The following is a 15,591-nucleotide window of genomic DNA, read 5'->3' as shown; positions in this document are numbered from 1 at the left end:
CAGGGGGGCCGAAACCCCGAATGATGCAGGGGCCAAAACCCCGATATCTATTAGGTGAACTGGCGAATAAGGAGGTTGACAGGCCCGGGCTGCGGCCGTGACTCGTCTTGACTCAAGGGTTCGCGGTGCGTTTCTCTTGTATCAGACCGGAGTTGCACCGGTTTTCTCATGCAGGAGATCGAGACATGGCAGGAGATCGAGACATGGCCCAGACATGAGATAGTCCCGTTTACGAAGCCGCTATGGGCGACACCGCAAACGGGACCAACCTCAGACTGACAGACTGCCGAAGCCGCCTTCATCAGCACCGTGACAAGTCTGATTCTAGGCGTTTCGACAAACGCTTTCAAGCGCTCTGACTGCGCTGACGGTATCCCTTTGCCTGTTGCCTGCGAACGAAGCCCCGGACCATATGGTCCGCATGGGGAGTTTTTGCTGTGCAAACGGTACCTGCACGGAACCGGACCGGCTGGTTGCATGCTGTGCAACGCAACCGGTCAACGGATGCCTATGGCCTCGCGGTCGCGGCGGGATTGATGCTTCTGGCCGATGAGCGCGACATCATCCATGCCAGCCTGCGCGACGTGGCCGAGATCGCCCGGATCAGCCCGAAAACCGCCAATGACCGCATCCACCGCCTGACCAGCGAAGGCTTGCTGGACATGGTCGGCACCGGCGAAACCGGCGGTCATCGGCCGCGCTGGCTGTACCGGCTGGCCTGCGCCCCGGATCAGGCGGCACGCCAGATGGCCGAGGGTTGCACGGCGCCGTCGCGATCATCAGCGGCGACACGCCGGCAGATTGATGCCACCACACCCGGCACCGCCCAGGATATCGGCACGGCGCAGGATATCGCGCCCGATACCGGGCGCGACGCCGGCCAGGACCCGGTCGAACGGCTGATCAGCCGGGTTCAGCAACTCGCGGCAAGTCCGGGATGGAAGCGCAGCAAAGCGGCCTTGGCGGTCCAGGCTGCCATCGATCGGGCAGGGGTCGCGGCTGTGGCGGCCCTGGCCGAGGCCATGGCTGCCGAGCCGCGTCGCCCGGCCTATGAGATCGCGGTCGCCTTGTCGACCCTGTCCCCCCTGTCGCCGGCCGATGCCACGCCCCGGATGGCGGCACCGTCCCGCACAGCCGCAACCGATGCCATTCCCCCACGCCTGAAGACCGAGGCCGAAAGCCTGGTGGTGATCGCCGGGCTCGATCCGGCACGGCGGCGGCAGCTCGATGCGCTGGTGGTTGCAAGCGGCCGGGCGGCGCCGTGCTGGGGGCTTCGCGATCAGACGGTGGCGGCCATCGCCCTGGCCCTGCACGCGGTCGATCAGGGCATGATGCCGATGCCGCCGCAGGCCGCTGATCTGCGCGCGCAGCTACGTGGCCCAGACCGTCCACTGCGGGCAGATCAGCCTGTCAGACACCCCTCCCAGGGCAGCCTGGCCCCCAGAGAGACATCTGGAAAGAGTCCTGTCTTCTTCCAGACTCCAGATCCGGATTCCGGATCCGGAGATGATCTGATGGATCAGACCAGCCGGCAGACGGGCCGGACCACACCGATCGAGGCCTCGACCATGCAGACTGGCCGCGAGCGCTGGCCGTCGCCATGGCCGGCAGACCTGGCGGCCGGGTTGATGCCTGGTACCGCCGATGCTGCAACACCATCAACCCGGCCGATGGCGCGCCACGACACCGGTGAGGCCTGTGACTGGCCAGTTCGGGACGGGTCAGCCCGGGGCAAGAGCGGTGTCGGCGATGGCCTTGTAGGCGGCAACCAGCCGGTCGCCCTCGTCCCTGGGCACGGCAACGGCAAGCCGCATGGTCGCCTCGCCCAGATGCATGATCAGAAAGCCGCGGAGTTCGGTCTCGGCCGGATCGGCATCGGGCCGGACACGGCGTATGGCCGCCCCCAGCATCGCCCCGGTGATCCGGCTTTCGGCCACCTCCAGGGCTCGCAAGCCCTTGTCGGCCTGCATGCCTGACCAGATGTCGCACATCGCCGGATCGTCCAGGAACATGGCGTAATAGGCGTCGACCAGCCCTGCGAAGGCCTGTCGCAGACCAGCGTCATCCGTCACCGCCGCCAGACCGTCTTCGATACAGGCCCGGCTCTGGCTTGTGCATCGTTCGGCCAGGCTGCGGATGATCGCGGCCTTGTCGGGAAAGAACTGATAGAGCGATCCGATCGAGACACCGGCCCGCTCGGCGACATCGGCCATGCGCAAGCCATCGCTGCCCCGCTCGGCGATAATCTGCTGCGCGGCCGCCAGCATCCGTTCCACCCGCTCGCGGCTGCGCTGCTGGCTGGGCTGGCGCCGCGCCGCGCCAGGGGCCTCGGCCGGTATGTCGTCGTCGGTCATTGGTTTGGTCTTCGTCATCCGGTGGTTCCCTGTGTTTGACGGCATGGTGGCTGTCCGCGCCCCGACGATCGGGTCTGCGACATTCCGCTTGACTGATAATACGAGAAACCCTCACATTTACAAATATGAGGATATCTCATGTTTATACAGGGGAGGAAACGGCCATGACATCGATCGATCAGGCGGATGATGCGCGCCCGGTGCTGGTTCTGGGCGGCACCGGCAAGACCGGCCGGCGGGTGGCGGCGGGATTGATGGCGCGCGGTCAGGCGGTGCGCATCGCCACGCGCAACACCAGCCCGGCCTTCGACTGGGCCGACCGCGATGGCTGGGCGGCGGCTCTCGCCGGATGCCGCGCCGCCTATATCGCCTATGCACCGGATCTGGTGGCGGCTGGTGCCGTGGATGACATCGCGGCCTTTGCGGCGCTGGCAATGGATCAGGGGGTGCGGCGGCTGGTGCTGCTGTCGGGTCGGGGGGAGCCGGCGGCGGCGGCGGCGGAACGGGCGCTGGCCGCTTCGGGGGCGGACTGGACGGTGATCCGCGCAAGCTGGTTCAACCAGAATTTCACCGAAAGCCTGATGCGGGACGGCATCGCCGTTGGCCATCTGGCGCTGCCGGTGGGCGACATGCCCGAGCCGTTCATCGATGCCCGCGACATCGCCGATGTGGCGGTCAGGGCATTGACCGATGTCGATCTCGATGTTGGCCCGGATGTCGATCCCGGCCGCCGGCGCCATATCGGCCGCATTCATGAACTGACCGGCCCGCGCCTGTTGAGCTTTGCCGATGCCACGGCCGAGATCGCCCGGGCAACCCGCCGGCCGATCGTCTATACCACAATACCGCTGGCTGATTTCCTCGCCGGATTGGCCGAGGCCGGGGTTCCGGCACCGCTTCAGGATCTGATGGCTGAGTTGTTCTCGACCCTGTTCGATGGCCGCAATGCCAGGGTCACCGACACGGTTCTGCAGGTGACGGGCCGCCCGCCGCGGGACTTTGCCGACTTCGCCCGCGAGGCGGCCGGGGCCGGCGCATTCGGGTAGGCTGCGATCCGGCGTCGGCGTCTGGCGTCAGGCGTCAGGCGTGGCATCATCTGACGGATGTTGTAAGGTCGATGCAACGCTATGGCGTCTCGCCGGTTTGAGGGCTAGCCCCATTCCCGATGGCGGGCTCATTCAGAGCCGTATTGCCGGGCATCTGACCGGCCGGCGCCGTTACGGGGCGTCCGGACGACAGGGGACGCCGTGGTAGCAGCCACAACAAGGAACCGCCTGTATGGCGACATCAACCCATAACGGGAGACCGAGGGGCCAGCGTCGGCAGGTCGACGTTCATGGCGCCATCAATCTGATCGAGGCCGGCCATCTGGGCGCTGCATTGAGCGCCCAGGCCCATCGGGTCTGGAGCCGCCCCGACGATGTCGGCGCCCGGCTGCTGCTGGCGGAATTGCTGATCGTCGACGGTGCCTTCGGCGATGCCCGCCGCCATCTGGAGACCGTGCTGGACGCCCCGGGCGATGCCGCCGCCGAGGTGTCGGCCGCCACCGAACTGATCCGGCTGATCGAGGCCGAGCAATTGCGGCTGTCGATGGCGACCGGCGGGGTCCGGCCGGGCTTTCTGTCGCCACCGCCCGATCATGTCGAGAAGACCATCGAAATGCATGAGGCCCTGGCCGAGGGTGCCGCGGTCGAGGCGGCGACCCTGGCGGCCGAGGCCCGCAGCCTGCGGCCTCACGTGGCCATGACCATCGATGGCCAGGATGTGACCGACCTGCGGGATGCCTGCGACCTCAGCCTGGGCGTGTTCGAGATCATCACCGATGGCGGGCTGCTGTTATGGGTGCCGATGGAGCAGGTCCGATGCCTGCATTTCCGGCGCCCGCGGCGGTTCATCGACGCCATCTGGCGCCCGGTGGTGCTGGAGGTCGACGCGCTTCCCGAGGGGGCGCTGTTCATGCCGGCCATCTATGCCGGCACTGCCGAGATCGATGACGACGCAGCCAAGCTGGGCCGGCGCACCGACTGGATCACCAGCGGACTGCCCGGCCGTGGGCCGGTGGTCGGGCTGGGGCAGCGCTGTTTCCTGGCCGATGAGGACCTGGTCGCGGTGTCCGAGATCGTGGAGGTTCACGGGCCCGGCGGCGGCGGTGATGGCGACGGCAGACGCGCCATCTTATGACCGGCCGCGTGACCGGCGGGCGGCCTGGCCTCATCCTGGCCACTCTTATGCCACTGGATGTGACCGGCCATCGGGATATGGTGGGCTGGACAAGCGTCGGGCGCCTGACGTTCAACTGAGCCGGATCCGCTCTGGATGCAGCGCCCTGCCGCAACGAGGAGCTTCAGGATGCAGCCCGTGACCGAAGAGGCATGCCGCCACCGCGTCCGGCCGCCCGCCTATGACGGTGACGCCGCATATGACGGACAGGCCAGCGGGCCTGCCCGAGCCGGGCAATCGGCCGGGCCTGAACGCGATCCGGCCGATCCGCCCGCGCCACCGCCGGTGCCGCCCGGCGGCCCGGGAATACCGGAGCGCCCGCCCGGTCCGCCCAAGGCGCCACCGGTGCCGCCACGCGATCCCGACCCGGTGCCGGTCGAAGACCCGGATCCCGATCCGCTGCATGATCCGGTGCCGATCCGCGACCCTGAGAGCATTCCCGATCCGGATCCGGACGACATGCCGCCCCCTTATCGCGATCCCGAGCCGTTTCGCGACCCGCCGCCGCGGGAGCTGGCCGGCCATGGCGACACCGCCACGGTGGGGCTGTGACCGAAGAGCGATCCTGACCGGGGCGCGTGCTGGCGGGCAGGCAGGGGGCGGACATGTCTGCATCTCCCATGCGCCCTGACCCGGCGTCCCAGTCTCTGGAGCCATCCGATGGCCGACACGCCGCCCTCAACTCCTCATCCGTTACCGCGTGCCGATGCGGCAGGCGGCCCTGGCCGTGACGCGCAGCCGGACCGGTCCTGTGCCGTCGATGGCTGGAGCCCGCGGGCGCTGGCGCTGATGGGTCTGGGTGCGGTGGCGCTGGCTGGTCTGGTGGCGCTGGGCTTCAGCCACCGGCGCCCGCCTGCGGCGGCCGAACCGGCCGGGCCGCTGCCCTTGAGCCTGGACATGCCGCTGCCGATGCCCGGCGCGGTGGCCGAGGGCGTTCTGGCCGATGACGTTCTGGCAGAGATTGAAGCGGGCAGGGGGCCCGCATCCGTGATGGCGCCCGATCTGGCCGCGATCCTGAGCCTGCCGGCCGATGACATGTATCAGGCCGGCCGTCATTTCCATCAGCGCGGCGATATCGCGACGGCTCTGGTCGTGTGGCGTCGCGCGGCGGCGGCGGGCAGCGGCCGCGCCGCCGATGCGTTGCGCGGTATGGCTGACGACCAGCCCCCGCAGCCGTTGACCCGGCAGGGTGCTGGCGGGGGCGGTTCCGGTCAGCGGGGTTGATCATGGGATGATCAACCCCGGTGGTGGATGGCCCTGGCGACGGATGCCCTGGCGATAGCCCCCCTTCGGACGGGATCAGGCCCCGGCGATGTGCTTGTTCAGGCGCCGGCGGTTGGCGCTGGTCTTGCGCGAGACCGTGCCGGTCCAGGCGCGGCCGGCGGCGACCATGGCGGCTGCCGGATCGAAGGGCCGGCGCATCAGCGAGGCACCGGCCGCCGAGGTGGCGGCAATCTGTGCGCGCAGGAAAACGGCGGGCTTTTCGGTCACCATCCGCAAGTTTTCGCCATCGGGCGCCGTCTGCAGCAGGCTCATGGTGGTGCGCATCGCGATCACCGACCCCGCTTCCATCCACAATTGCATCATGCCGGTCATCAGCGCCGCGTCTGCGGCACCGCCACTTTTAAATCTGGTCATTCTGCCCCACCGGTTGCGGTTGTCATTTTGATCTGCTTTGGCCCAGTGTGCTCGATTACCGGGGCCAGCGCGAGCGAATGCGCGTGGCCCTGCCGAAGCCGGATGCATTTCTCTTCGCACTTGCAGCAAAAATATCCGACAGGCGGGGTCAGAGGGCCCTGAGGTGGCGAATCCAGCGATCCAGGGCCCGATCGCGGGGGCCGGGCCCGATTTCGGATGCGTCGTCACCGATGGCCGGCAGGCCGTCACTGGCCGCGCGCCGGGCATCGCGGGGCGACAGACCGAAGGCGCGGCGAAAGGCGCGACTGAAGCCGGCCTCGTCGTTGAACCCCCAGGCATAGGCGATATCGGCCAGCCGGCGGTGCTGATGGGCCGGGTCGATGATATCGGCGAAGCAGCGCCGCAGCCGGCGGTTGCGGATCTCGTTCATCACCCCGCCCGAGGCTTCGAACAGCCGGTACAGCGTGGGGCGCGACAGATGAAACTGCCGCATCAACTGCTGGGGCGACAGCTCGGGCGAGGCCAGATTGGCGTCGATATGGCGATGGATCGCCGACACCACCCCGGCGCGCAGGCCGTGACGAATGATCGCGCCGGCCTCGCTGTCGGGCAGGGGCGCGGCGGCGATGCGGTCGCGGACGCAGCCGGCGATCAGGCCGGCGGTGCCCTGGATCAGTGCCGCGCCCGGCGGCTGACCGCTGCGGGCGGCTTCTGCCCACAGGCTTTCCATATGGCCGGCCAGGATGCGGCCGGCGGCGCTGTCGGCGCCCAGCACCAGCCCGTGAAGATCCTCCGGCCGGTCGAGCAGCGGCATCAGCAGCATGCGTGGCACGATCAGGGTCAGCGCATCGAAGGCACCGGCATCGGACTGCATGGTCCGTGACATGTCGAACAGGTTCACGCAAGCCGGCGTCACCGTCATGGCCCGGCCCTCGGCCTCGCCGCTGAATCCGCCCTGGCGATAGAGCTGGATCATGATGTGATCCAGGCCGCCGCGCGCGATGGTTCGACCGTCGCGGCGGAAGCGCTGGGCGCCGGCGCGGCTGTCGACCATCACCGCCTGCCCGAAATCATGGGCGATGATGCGCGCCCGGAAATCCTGCGCCGCGCGCGGCTCCAGGCTGACATCGAACACGCCGGTCAGGGCAGAGCGCCAGCCATCGAAGGCGTCGGTTGCATCGACGGCGTCGGGCGCATCTGAGATATCGGGCGCATCTGAGACGTCGGCGTCGGCGGGCATGTCGGGTGCCACGGGGCCGAAGCGCTGCACGGTCACCGTGGTGGCAATGGGGGGTTGATGGTTGGGAGGCATGGTCATGGGCGGCGGGGCCGGTGGCGGAGGGACGGGAGAGGGGGGCGAAGGATCAGGCCGTCAAGACTATCACGCCCGCCGATCGAGACGCATGGCCTGATCTTTGAGACGCGGCGCCGGGTGCGACGACCGGCCGCCTGATACACTCGGTGACGGGCCATGCCGGCCCCCAGGACAACGTGCCGTGAGGATCTGGTGCCATGAACGCGCAGGCTATGTCATTGCATGCCTCGGCAGCCGCCACCACCGGTGCGGCCGATCGGGCAGGGTCCGTGGCGCATCCGGATGATCTGGCAGCCCTCGACCGGCTGGCGCGGCGGGTGGCCGGCGATCCGGTTCTGGCCGAACGTCTTGCCGCCGCCGCCGCTGCCCGCGGCCTGCATGCCGCAGCCCTGGCGGAAGGTCACGATATCGGCGCGGCACCGCTGCTGCAGGTGATCATGTGCCTGGCCGAGAGCTTCGACCGTGCCCTGACCGCCGCGGCGGGCCGCCGGGCGCCGGATGGCGGGCGCCGCTCTGCCTGACCGACATCCCCGTCTGGTCATTCTGCCGCCTCCCCGGCCATACTGACCGCAAGGCACCGCCGGCGATGGCATGCGGCGGGGATAATGCGGTTCGGGAGGCTGACATGGTGACGATCGAACAGGTGCTGGCGCGGTTCGCGGCGGCGGTGGAGGCGGATGATGCGGCAGCCCTGGCCGCCTGCTTCACCCCGGACGGGGTGTATGACGATTATTTCTTCGGCCCCCATGAAGGCCCCGAGGGCATCGCCCGGGTGCTCGCCGGCTTCTATCGGGGCGGGCGGGCGTTTCGCTGGACGTTTCACGACGCCGTGGCGGTCGGCACACGCGGCTATGCCCGCTATCGGTTCAGCTATACCTCGACCGCACCCGAGGCCCAGGCCGGGTGTGAGGGTCAGGCTGCGCATGAAACTCAGGGTGCGCGGGTCTGTTTCGATGGCATCGCCTGCCTGGAGCTGGATGCCGGAAGCGGCCTGATCCGGCATTACAGCGAGGTCTTCGACCGCGGTATGGCCCTGGCCCAGCAGAATTTCGCGCCGGAACGGATCGCGAAGATCGGCCGGCGCTATGGCGATGCGCTGAAGGCGCGGGCCGAGTGGGCGGCCCATCTGCGCGAGGGGTGAGCATTCGTTGGGGCGGGGGCCGGCCTATCCGGTCGGCAGATCGCCCAGCACCGAGAAGGACGCGCTGCCGGTGGCGACCAGTTCGCCATCGGCCGAGGTGAGCTGCATTTCCGCCACCACCAGCTTGGCGCCGGCGCGCACGATCCGCGCGGTCGCGGTCAGATCCTGCTGTTTGGCCCCCTGCAGCATGCGGACATGCAGATCCGATGTCAGGATCATCTTGGCGCATTGGGCGGCAACTGTGAACCATCCGGCACTATCGAGCATCGCCGCCAGCACACCGCCATGGGTGTCCTTCATGCCGTGGTCGAAGCCGGGATTGCGCGGCATGAAGATGACGGCATTGCCGTCTTCGTCATAGCTGAGCGTCAGGCCCATCGATCTGGCGATCGGCACCGATTTGAAGATGGTGGCGAGATGGTCGTGGGCTGCCCGTGACGACATGAAGAACCCTCCCGTTCAGGTTGATGGCGCGCGCCGCCAAGGCGGGCGGGCCTGGCCGGCATGGCGGCTTGATCATCACCGTATGCGCGTATTGATCGCCAGAATGATGCCGGCCCCGGCGATAAAATTCAATTCAGAAGATTGATACGCACAAATCTTTCGTTGCAAATCGCGACATGGCGGCGAGTCGCGGCACAGTTTCAGATTGGAAAAGCGCTGAAAAGCACCGTATTGCGGGTATAATAGTACTTATACGAGTATGTTATGAAGAAATAACGCCGTTAGGTTATGTGATATCCGCGCGTTTCGTTCATAATCTGTTAAGAGGTTGAATCTGCTGACCTTCTGGAAAAAGATCGACCCATGGGTAATTAGCGTTGCGGCTGCGGGCACCGATCAGTATATTCGGTCCACAATCGCAGATTGCTGAGTGTGGATCATTCGCAATCCTGCCTGCGATCGCGGGCACCGCATCCCACCCGGTGCGGCGGCCAACATCCCCCCCTGTTGCAGAACCGCGGAGCGCCAGCCATGGCATCATCCTCGCCCGGCAGCGGAGACCCGGCGCCCTAGAACGGCGCACCGGCCCTCAAGACATATCAAAATCTAGTCACGTGTTATGGCTCGCGCGGCGGGCCGGGCTCAGTCACCCGATGTGATGGTCGCACCCGGTGTGATGGCTGCATCCGCTGCGACGACCGCACCCCGTGAGATCGCTCGGTCGACCCCGGCCGGGACCGCCTGTGCGCGGATCTTCCCGTCAAGCGGGTAAAAGATCGTTTCGTGCAACCTGGAAGACATGCAGACGGAATGGACGGATCGTCATGAACGACATCTCCAACCTTGTTTCCCACCGCACGGTCGTCGACCTGCTGTCGCACTGGCGCCATGTCACGCCCGATGCCCTGGCCTATAGCTTTCTGGGCGACAAGCTGCACCAGGATGGCCATGAAGGTCGGGGCCAACAGGAAGGTCGGGGCCAACAGGAAGGGCGGGGCCAACAGGAAGGCGGGCTGACCTTCGCGGCCCTGCACGGCGAGGTGACGGCACTGGCGGCGGATCTGGCGTCACGCGGGCTGGTGGGCCAGCGGGTGCTGATCATGATGCCGTCGGGGCCGGATTACGTGCTGGGCTTCCTGGCCTGTCTGGCGGCGGGGGCGGTGGCGGTGCCGATGTATCCGCCACAGGCGAAGCGCGACTGGGCCAAGCTTGGGGCGGTGATCGGCAATTGCCAGCCGGCGGCGATGCTGCTGACCCGGGCGCTGGCCGCGCGGTTCGGCCGCGACCTGGATGCCGTGCCCGGTGCCGACCGCTGCATGCCGATTTTCATGGATGAGCGGCCATCGGTGTCGGGCGGCAGCGGGTCGGCCGCATCGGCGGCCATGGTGTCGCTGACCGCGCCCGACCCGTCGGCGATCGCATTTCTGCAATACACCTCCGGCTCGACCGGCACGCCCAAGGGCGTGATGGTGTCGCATGAAAACATCATCCACAACGCCCGCCAGCAGGCGCAGGGCATGGGCAACGACCGCCATGCGGTCAATGTCGGCTGGCTGCCTTTCTATCACGACATGGGCCTGATCGGCGTGATCCTGCAGGCGCTGACCGTGGGCGCGCATGCGGTGGTGATGTCGCCGTTCAGCTTCCTGCGCAATCCGGCCAACTGGCTGCGGGCGATATCGATCTATCGCGGCGCCATTTCGGGCGGGCCCAATTTCGCCTTCGACCTGTGCACCGACAAGATCACCGATGCCGAGATCGACGGGCTGGACCTGTCGTCGTGGCGCACGGCGTTCAACGGTTCCGAGCCGATCCGGACCGCGACCCTCGACCGTTTCGCCAGCCGCTTCGCGCGCGCCGGATTCCGGCGCGAGGCGTTCTTTCCCTGTTACGGGCTGGCGGAGGCCACGCTGTATGTGACCGGCGGCCATCTGCGCCCCGATGCGCCCGAGGCGGTGCAGCTCGACCGCGCGGCGTTGAGCGCCGGCCGGGTGGAAGATGCGGCGCCGGCCGCTGGCCAGGATGGCGCCGCCGATACGGTGGCGCCGGTGGTGAGCGTGCATCACGGTTTCCGCGATCAGGCGCTGCGGATCGTCGATCCCGGCCGCTGGACCCTGGCCGGTGACGGCCGGGTGGGTGAGATCTGGCTGAAAAGCCGCAGCATCGCCCGCGGCTATTGGAACCGGCCGGTGGAAACCGCCGAGACCTTCCAGGCCTATACCACCGACACCGGTGAGGGGCCGTTCATGCGCACCGGCGATCTGGGCTTCGTGCGCGATGGCAGGCTTTACGTCACCGGCCGGATCAAGGAACTGATCATCATCAATGGCGTGAACCACTATCCGCAGGATGTGGAGGACACGGTTCAGGGCCTGGGCGATCTGTTCCGCAGCCATGCCGGCGCCGCCTTCGCGCTGCCCGGCGAACGGCTGGCGGTGATCCAGGGGCTGAACCGGTCGAAGCTGGGGCCCGAGGCGCTGATGGAGCAGATCGGCCGCATCCGGCGCGCGGTCTGGGATGTGCACGGCATTGCGCCGGCTTTCGTGGGTTTCGTCAATCCGGGCGAGATCGCCAAGACCAGCAGCGGCAAGATCCAGCGTGGCCTGATCCGCCAGCGGCTGGTTGCGGGCGACCTGCCACTGCTGGCGCACTGGTCGGCCGATGCGGCGCCGGTGCGCGCGGTGACGCCAGAACCGATGCCCGCGCCGATGCCGGCGCCGCTGGCGCTGTCCGATACCGCGCGCGATCTGATCGCCTGGCTGCACGATTATCTGCCGCGCCGGGTGAACGGCCGGATGATCGACGAACGCCGCACGATTCCGCCCTATGTGGTGCTGGATTTCGCCCGGCGCGGCCTGCTTGGCATGGTGGCGCCGGTATCGGCCGGCGGGTTGGGGCTGTCCACCAGTTGCACCTTGCGGGTGCTGGAGGTGCTGGGCGCGCGTGACCTGACGCTGGCCCTGTTCGTGGGGCTGAACAACGCGCTGGGCATCCGCCCGATCCTGCGTCATGCGACCGATGCCACCCGCGCGCGGTTTCTGGCCGATCTGGCCCAGGGCCGCCAGCTTGCCGCCTTCGCCTTGACCGAACCCGGCGCCGGATCGAACCCGGCCGCCATCCAGGCGGTGGCGCGCCAGATGCCGGATGGCAGCTATCGGATCAGCGGCACCAAATACTGGAGCGGCTCGGCCGCCTGGGCCGGGGTGCTGACCGTGTTCGCCAGAACCCATGACCGCGACGGCCGGATGACCGGCATCACCGGCTTCGCGATCCCGGAAGATGCCGCCGGGCTGCGCCAGGGGCCGGAAGCGCTGACCATGGGCATGCGCGGCATGATCCAGAACACCGTGATCCTGGAGGATGTGCCGGCCACCGCCGATCAGGTGCTGGGCAGCCCCGGCCACGGCATGGCGGTGGCGCAGGACACCATGTGTCATGGCCGGCTGACCATTGCCGCGGTCTGCCTGGGCGCCACGCGGCGCTGTTACCAGTTGATGTGGCGTTATGCCGACCGGCGCGAGGTATCAACCGGCCGGCTGATCGACAACCCGCTGACCCGCCGCATCCTGGGCGACACGATGACCGCGATCGTGGCGATCGAACGGCTGGTGGCGCGGGTTGCAGCCGAGGTCGATGCCGGTCGCGAGCCGCTGCCCGAAATTCTGGCGGCCTGCAAATGCATCGCCACCGAGCAGTTGTGGACCAGCATCGACCAATGCATGCAGATGGCCGGCGGGCGCGGCTATATCGAGAGCAACCCGGTGGCGCAGTTGTTCCGCGATGCCCGGATCTTCCGGATCTTCGAGGGGCCGACCGAGACCCTGCACCATTTCATCGGTCAGGCGGCGATCCGCAACCCGGCGCGGCTGCGGGACTGGCTGGCGGCATCGGCCGGAGAGGATTTCGTGGCGCGCCATGTCGATGGCGTGATCGACCGGCCGGGGATCGGCCATGTCGCGGGCGATGGCGATGCCGGGCTGCTGCATGGCCGCGCGCTGGCCATGGGCACCTATGTCTCGGCACTGGTGCTGCATGCGGCGCCGGCGGACAGCGATGCCGGCGCCGCCTGGGCCGAAGACCGGCTGGCGGCGGCGCGGCGCGCGCTGGATGCAGGCCTTGACGGCGCGGGGCCGCCGCTTGCGGATGTGGCATCGCTGGTCGATTTCGGCCGGCAGACCGACGACCGCATCGGGCAGGGCCACAGCCATGCCGCCATGCCCGAGACCGCCTGCGATCCGCTGCTGGCGCCGGATCTGCCGATGTCCGATCTGCCGATGTCCGATGAGCCACTATCCGAGGTGCCCGAGCCGCAGATACCGGCGCCCGCCATGGCAGCACCCGCCGGCGCATCATGTCGTCTGACCGAGGTCGAGGCCTTCATCGCCCGCTGGATCGCCGGTCGCTGCGGGCTGAAGCCCGGCGCCGTCAGCCCCGAGACCGAGTTCGCCATGCTGGGGCTGGGGTCGATCGATTCAGGGGAATTGAGCATCGATCTGTCGCGGCGCTTCGACCTCGATCTCGATCCGACCGTGTTCTGGAACTATCCCAGCATCCGGGAACTCGCCGGCTTCGTGCACGGCGAAGTGATGACGCCACGGCCGTCATGAGGCCGCCGCCACCCGACATTGATGCCGAAACCGACCTGTCGCCAGGAGATCAGCCGTGCTGAAGACCCTTTTCCGCAACCCGGTCGACATATGGCCGGCCGCGCTTATCGTCGCGTTGTTCGCGGGCCTGTTCGCGATCTATGCCTATGTCGACAATATCTGGTGGATGATCGCGGCCTCGGTGCTGCTGCTGCCGGCGCGGCTGTCGATCGTGGCCTATAACCACAACCACATCCACAGCTTCACCTTCGTGTCGCCGGCGCTGAACCGCGTGCTGGAAATCATGATGTTCTTCCAGACCGGCACCACGCCGTTCTCGGGCACGCTGAACCACATCGTCGGCCACCATGCCAACTACTTCAATCCCAAGCTCGACACGCTGAACTGGACGCGGCCCGACGGGTCGACCATGGGCGCGCATGAGTTCACTATCAAGGCGGCGCTGTGGCACTACCCGTCGTGCATTCCGCTCAGCCGGGGCAAGAAGGCGCTGCGGCGCAACTTCATCGTCTATACGGCGCTGTGCGCGGTGCTGCTGGCGGCGGTGACGATCTATGACCCGGTGGCGTCGCTGATCGTGTTCATCGTGCCGATGCTGATGATGATCTACATGCTGAAATATGCGGCCTATGCCCATCACAGCGGGCTGCCGATGGGCGACGATTATACCGGGTCACGCACCAATACCGGCCGGTTCTATAACTGGCTGACCTGGAATGCCGGCTATCACGCCGCCCATCATTTCCGCCAGGCCCTGCATTGGAGCCAGCTTCCGGCCTATCACGCCGAGCTTGCGGGCAAGATGCCGGCCGAGCTTCAGGGCAAGGGCTGGGGCACGCAACTGGCCGAGCGCCGCGCCCGCGGCCGGATGCGCACGGCCTGAACGCGGCATGGCCTGAACGCGGCACGGCCTGAACGCGCGGGTCCGTGCTGCCTGATCGAGCACACCCGCTCCATAGACCATCAAACACATCGTGCCACAAAAAACCGGGAGGCAATCATGTCCGACCTGACCACCGACCCGCGCCACAGCTCCCGCCAATTGATCAAGGACACGGTCGATCCGGCGCTGTGGGCGCAGAACGAGGCCTTCACCCGCCGGCTGGTGCAGACCATGCAGGCCCATCGCCTGCACAATCACCCGATCCTCGATGCCTGGAAGGCCGGTGAATTCACCATGGACGGCATCCGGCTGGTGCATATGGAAGTGCGCGCGGCCTTCCTTGAGGTGTTCACCGAAAGCCTGCTGCGACTGATGCAGACCACCTCGCAGCTTGAGCCCACCCACGGCTACAAGGCCAAGCTGGCGGCGCGTTTCCTGGTGCAGTTGAACGTGCTGGAAGAACTGGGCTTCCAGCCCGATGCCAAGGGCACCGGCGATTTCGTCGGCCATCCGTCGCTGGCGCATTACTGGCGGCTGGCCGATGCCATGACCACGCTGGGGCTGACCGAGGCCGACTGGCGCGGCCACCAGCCATCGCCCGAGGCCGCGGCGACCCGCCGGACCATGGACGAGAACCAGGATGACCACCTGAAGCTGGCGGTGCTGCTGGCCGGGATCGAGACCGTGTTCATGCCCTATTACAGCCCCTGGGCGATGAACAGCCTGAAGGTCTGCCCGGCGCTGAACGTGCCCAATGGCTATCACTCGGTGCATGTCGAGGATGACGAGGGTCATTTCGTCGATGACGACCATTCCGAGGATAGCTGGTACGTGGTCCGCCAGGCGCTGACCCCGGCGCGTTACGACGAGATCGAGCACTTCACCGCCGGGCTGCTCGACATCTGGGCCGGGCTGTTCGACAGCCTGCTGGCCCGCGGCCGCGAGATGCGCCGCGCCGCCTGATCGCCGCATACCCCCCGCACCGGAAG

General features: G+C 67.6%; 15 protein-coding genes. 9 read left to right on the top strand and 6 right to left on the bottom strand.

Going from position 1 to position 15,591, the window contains the following annotated elements:
- Nucleotides 1–497: 497 nt before the first annotated feature.
- The 3 genes from WG924_RS11135 to WG924_RS11125 form a co-directional block, all read right to left on the bottom strand.
- Complete coding sequence (locus WG924_RS11135) at nt 498–692, bottom strand: hypothetical protein (protein ID WP_345933097.1); 195 nt, start codon at nt 690–692, stop codon at nt 498–500.
- Nucleotides 693–779: 87 nt separating this feature from the next.
- The gene (locus WG924_RS11130) at nt 780–1,313 is read right to left on the bottom strand and encodes a hypothetical protein (RefSeq protein ID WP_345933096.1); all 534 of its coding nucleotides are present in this window, start codon (nt 1,311–1,313) and stop codon (nt 780–782) included.
- 408 nt (nt 1,314–1,721) lie between these two features.
- Nucleotides 1,722–2,354: a TetR/AcrR family transcriptional regulator gene (locus WG924_RS11125; protein WP_345933095.1), complete on the bottom strand. Its 633-nt coding sequence runs from the start codon at nt 2,352–2,354 to the stop codon at nt 1,722–1,724.
- Between the two features lie 164 nt (nt 2,355–2,518).
- On the opposite strand from WG924_RS11125, the gene WG924_RS11120 reads away from it, so the two are divergent.
- The 4 genes from WG924_RS11120 to WG924_RS11105 all read left to right on the top strand — a co-directional run bounded on the left by WG924_RS11120 (nt 2,519) and on the right by WG924_RS11105 (nt 5,798).
- Nucleotides 2,519–3,400, top strand: a complete 882-nt coding sequence (locus WG924_RS11120; RefSeq protein ID WP_345933094.1) for an NAD(P)H-binding protein — start codon at nt 2,519–2,521, stop codon at nt 3,398–3,400.
- 232 nt (nt 3,401–3,632) lie between these two features.
- The gene (locus tag WG924_RS11115) at nt 3,633–4,535 is read left to right on the top strand and encodes a type VI secretion system accessory protein TagJ (RefSeq protein WP_345933093.1); all 903 of its coding nucleotides are present in this window, start codon (nt 3,633–3,635) and stop codon (nt 4,533–4,535) included.
- 168 nt (nt 4,536–4,703) lie between these two features.
- Nucleotides 4,704–5,126, top strand: coding sequence for a hypothetical protein (locus WG924_RS11110; RefSeq protein WP_345933092.1), 423 nt, complete (start codon nt 4,704–4,706; stop codon nt 5,124–5,126).
- Nucleotides 5,127–5,234: 108 nt separating this feature from the next.
- On the top strand, nt 5,235–5,798 hold the full coding sequence (locus WG924_RS11105; protein ID WP_345933091.1) for a hypothetical protein: 564 nt from the start codon (nt 5,235–5,237) through the stop codon (nt 5,796–5,798).
- A 75-nt stretch (nt 5,799–5,873) separates the two neighbouring features.
- Here the strand turns inward: WG924_RS11105 and WG924_RS11100 are convergent, their stop codons facing one another.
- Nucleotides 5,874–6,212, bottom strand: coding sequence for a hypothetical protein (locus WG924_RS11100; RefSeq protein ID WP_345933090.1), 339 nt, complete (start codon nt 6,210–6,212; stop codon nt 5,874–5,876).
- A 148-nt stretch (nt 6,213–6,360) separates the two neighbouring features.
- Nucleotides 6,361–7,530 carry a helix-turn-helix domain-containing protein gene (locus WG924_RS11095; RefSeq protein ID WP_345933089.1) on the bottom strand — a complete coding sequence of 390 codons (1,170 nt, stop codon included), beginning with the start codon at nt 7,528–7,530 and terminating at the stop codon, nt 6,361–6,363.
- Between the two features lie 194 nt (nt 7,531–7,724).
- Here WG924_RS11095 and WG924_RS11090 point away from each other — a divergent pair, with 194 nt between their 5' ends.
- Together WG924_RS11090 and WG924_RS11085 are read left to right on the top strand one after the other, a co-directional pair.
- Nucleotides 7,725–8,048: a hypothetical protein gene (locus WG924_RS11090; protein ID WP_345933088.1), complete on the top strand. Its 324-nt coding sequence runs from the start codon at nt 7,725–7,727 to the stop codon at nt 8,046–8,048.
- Between the two features lie 104 nt (nt 8,049–8,152).
- On the top strand, nt 8,153–8,668 hold the full coding sequence (locus WG924_RS11085; RefSeq protein WP_345933087.1) for a nuclear transport factor 2 family protein: 516 nt from the start codon (nt 8,153–8,155) through the stop codon (nt 8,666–8,668).
- Nucleotides 8,669–8,692: 24 nt separating this feature from the next.
- Here the strand turns inward: WG924_RS11085 and WG924_RS11080 are convergent, their stop codons facing one another.
- Nucleotides 8,693–9,112: a PaaI family thioesterase gene (locus WG924_RS11080; protein WP_188580757.1), complete on the bottom strand. Its 420-nt coding sequence runs from the start codon at nt 9,110–9,112 to the stop codon at nt 8,693–8,695.
- A gap of 824 nt (nt 9,113–9,936) precedes the next feature.
- On the opposite strand from WG924_RS11080, the gene WG924_RS11075 reads away from it, so the two are divergent.
- The 3 genes from WG924_RS11075 to WG924_RS11065 all read left to right on the top strand — a co-directional run bounded on the left by WG924_RS11075 (nt 9,937) and on the right by WG924_RS11065 (nt 15,565).
- Nucleotides 9,937–13,719 (top strand): AMP-binding protein, encoded by a 3,783-nt coding sequence (locus WG924_RS11075; RefSeq protein WP_345933086.1) that lies wholly within the window; start codon nt 9,937–9,939, stop codon nt 13,717–13,719.
- A gap of 55 nt (nt 13,720–13,774) precedes the next feature.
- Nucleotides 13,775–14,602 (top strand): fatty acid desaturase, encoded by an 828-nt coding sequence (locus WG924_RS11070; RefSeq protein ID WP_188580760.1) that lies wholly within the window; start codon nt 13,775–13,777, stop codon nt 14,600–14,602.
- 117 nt (nt 14,603–14,719) lie between these two features.
- Entirely contained in the window at nt 14,720–15,565 is an 846-nt protein-coding gene (locus WG924_RS11065; RefSeq protein WP_188580762.1) for a hypothetical protein, read from the top strand.
- The last annotated feature ends 26 nt before the right edge of the window (nt 15,566–15,591 follow it).

Source organism: Tistrella arctica (assembly GCF_039630945.1).
GTDB lineage: Bacteria > Pseudomonadota > Alphaproteobacteria > Tistrellales > Tistrellaceae > Tistrella > Tistrella bauzanensis.
The sequence above is the reverse complement of the archived record's forward strand: the minus strand, read 5'-3'. Positions and strand labels throughout refer to the sequence as shown.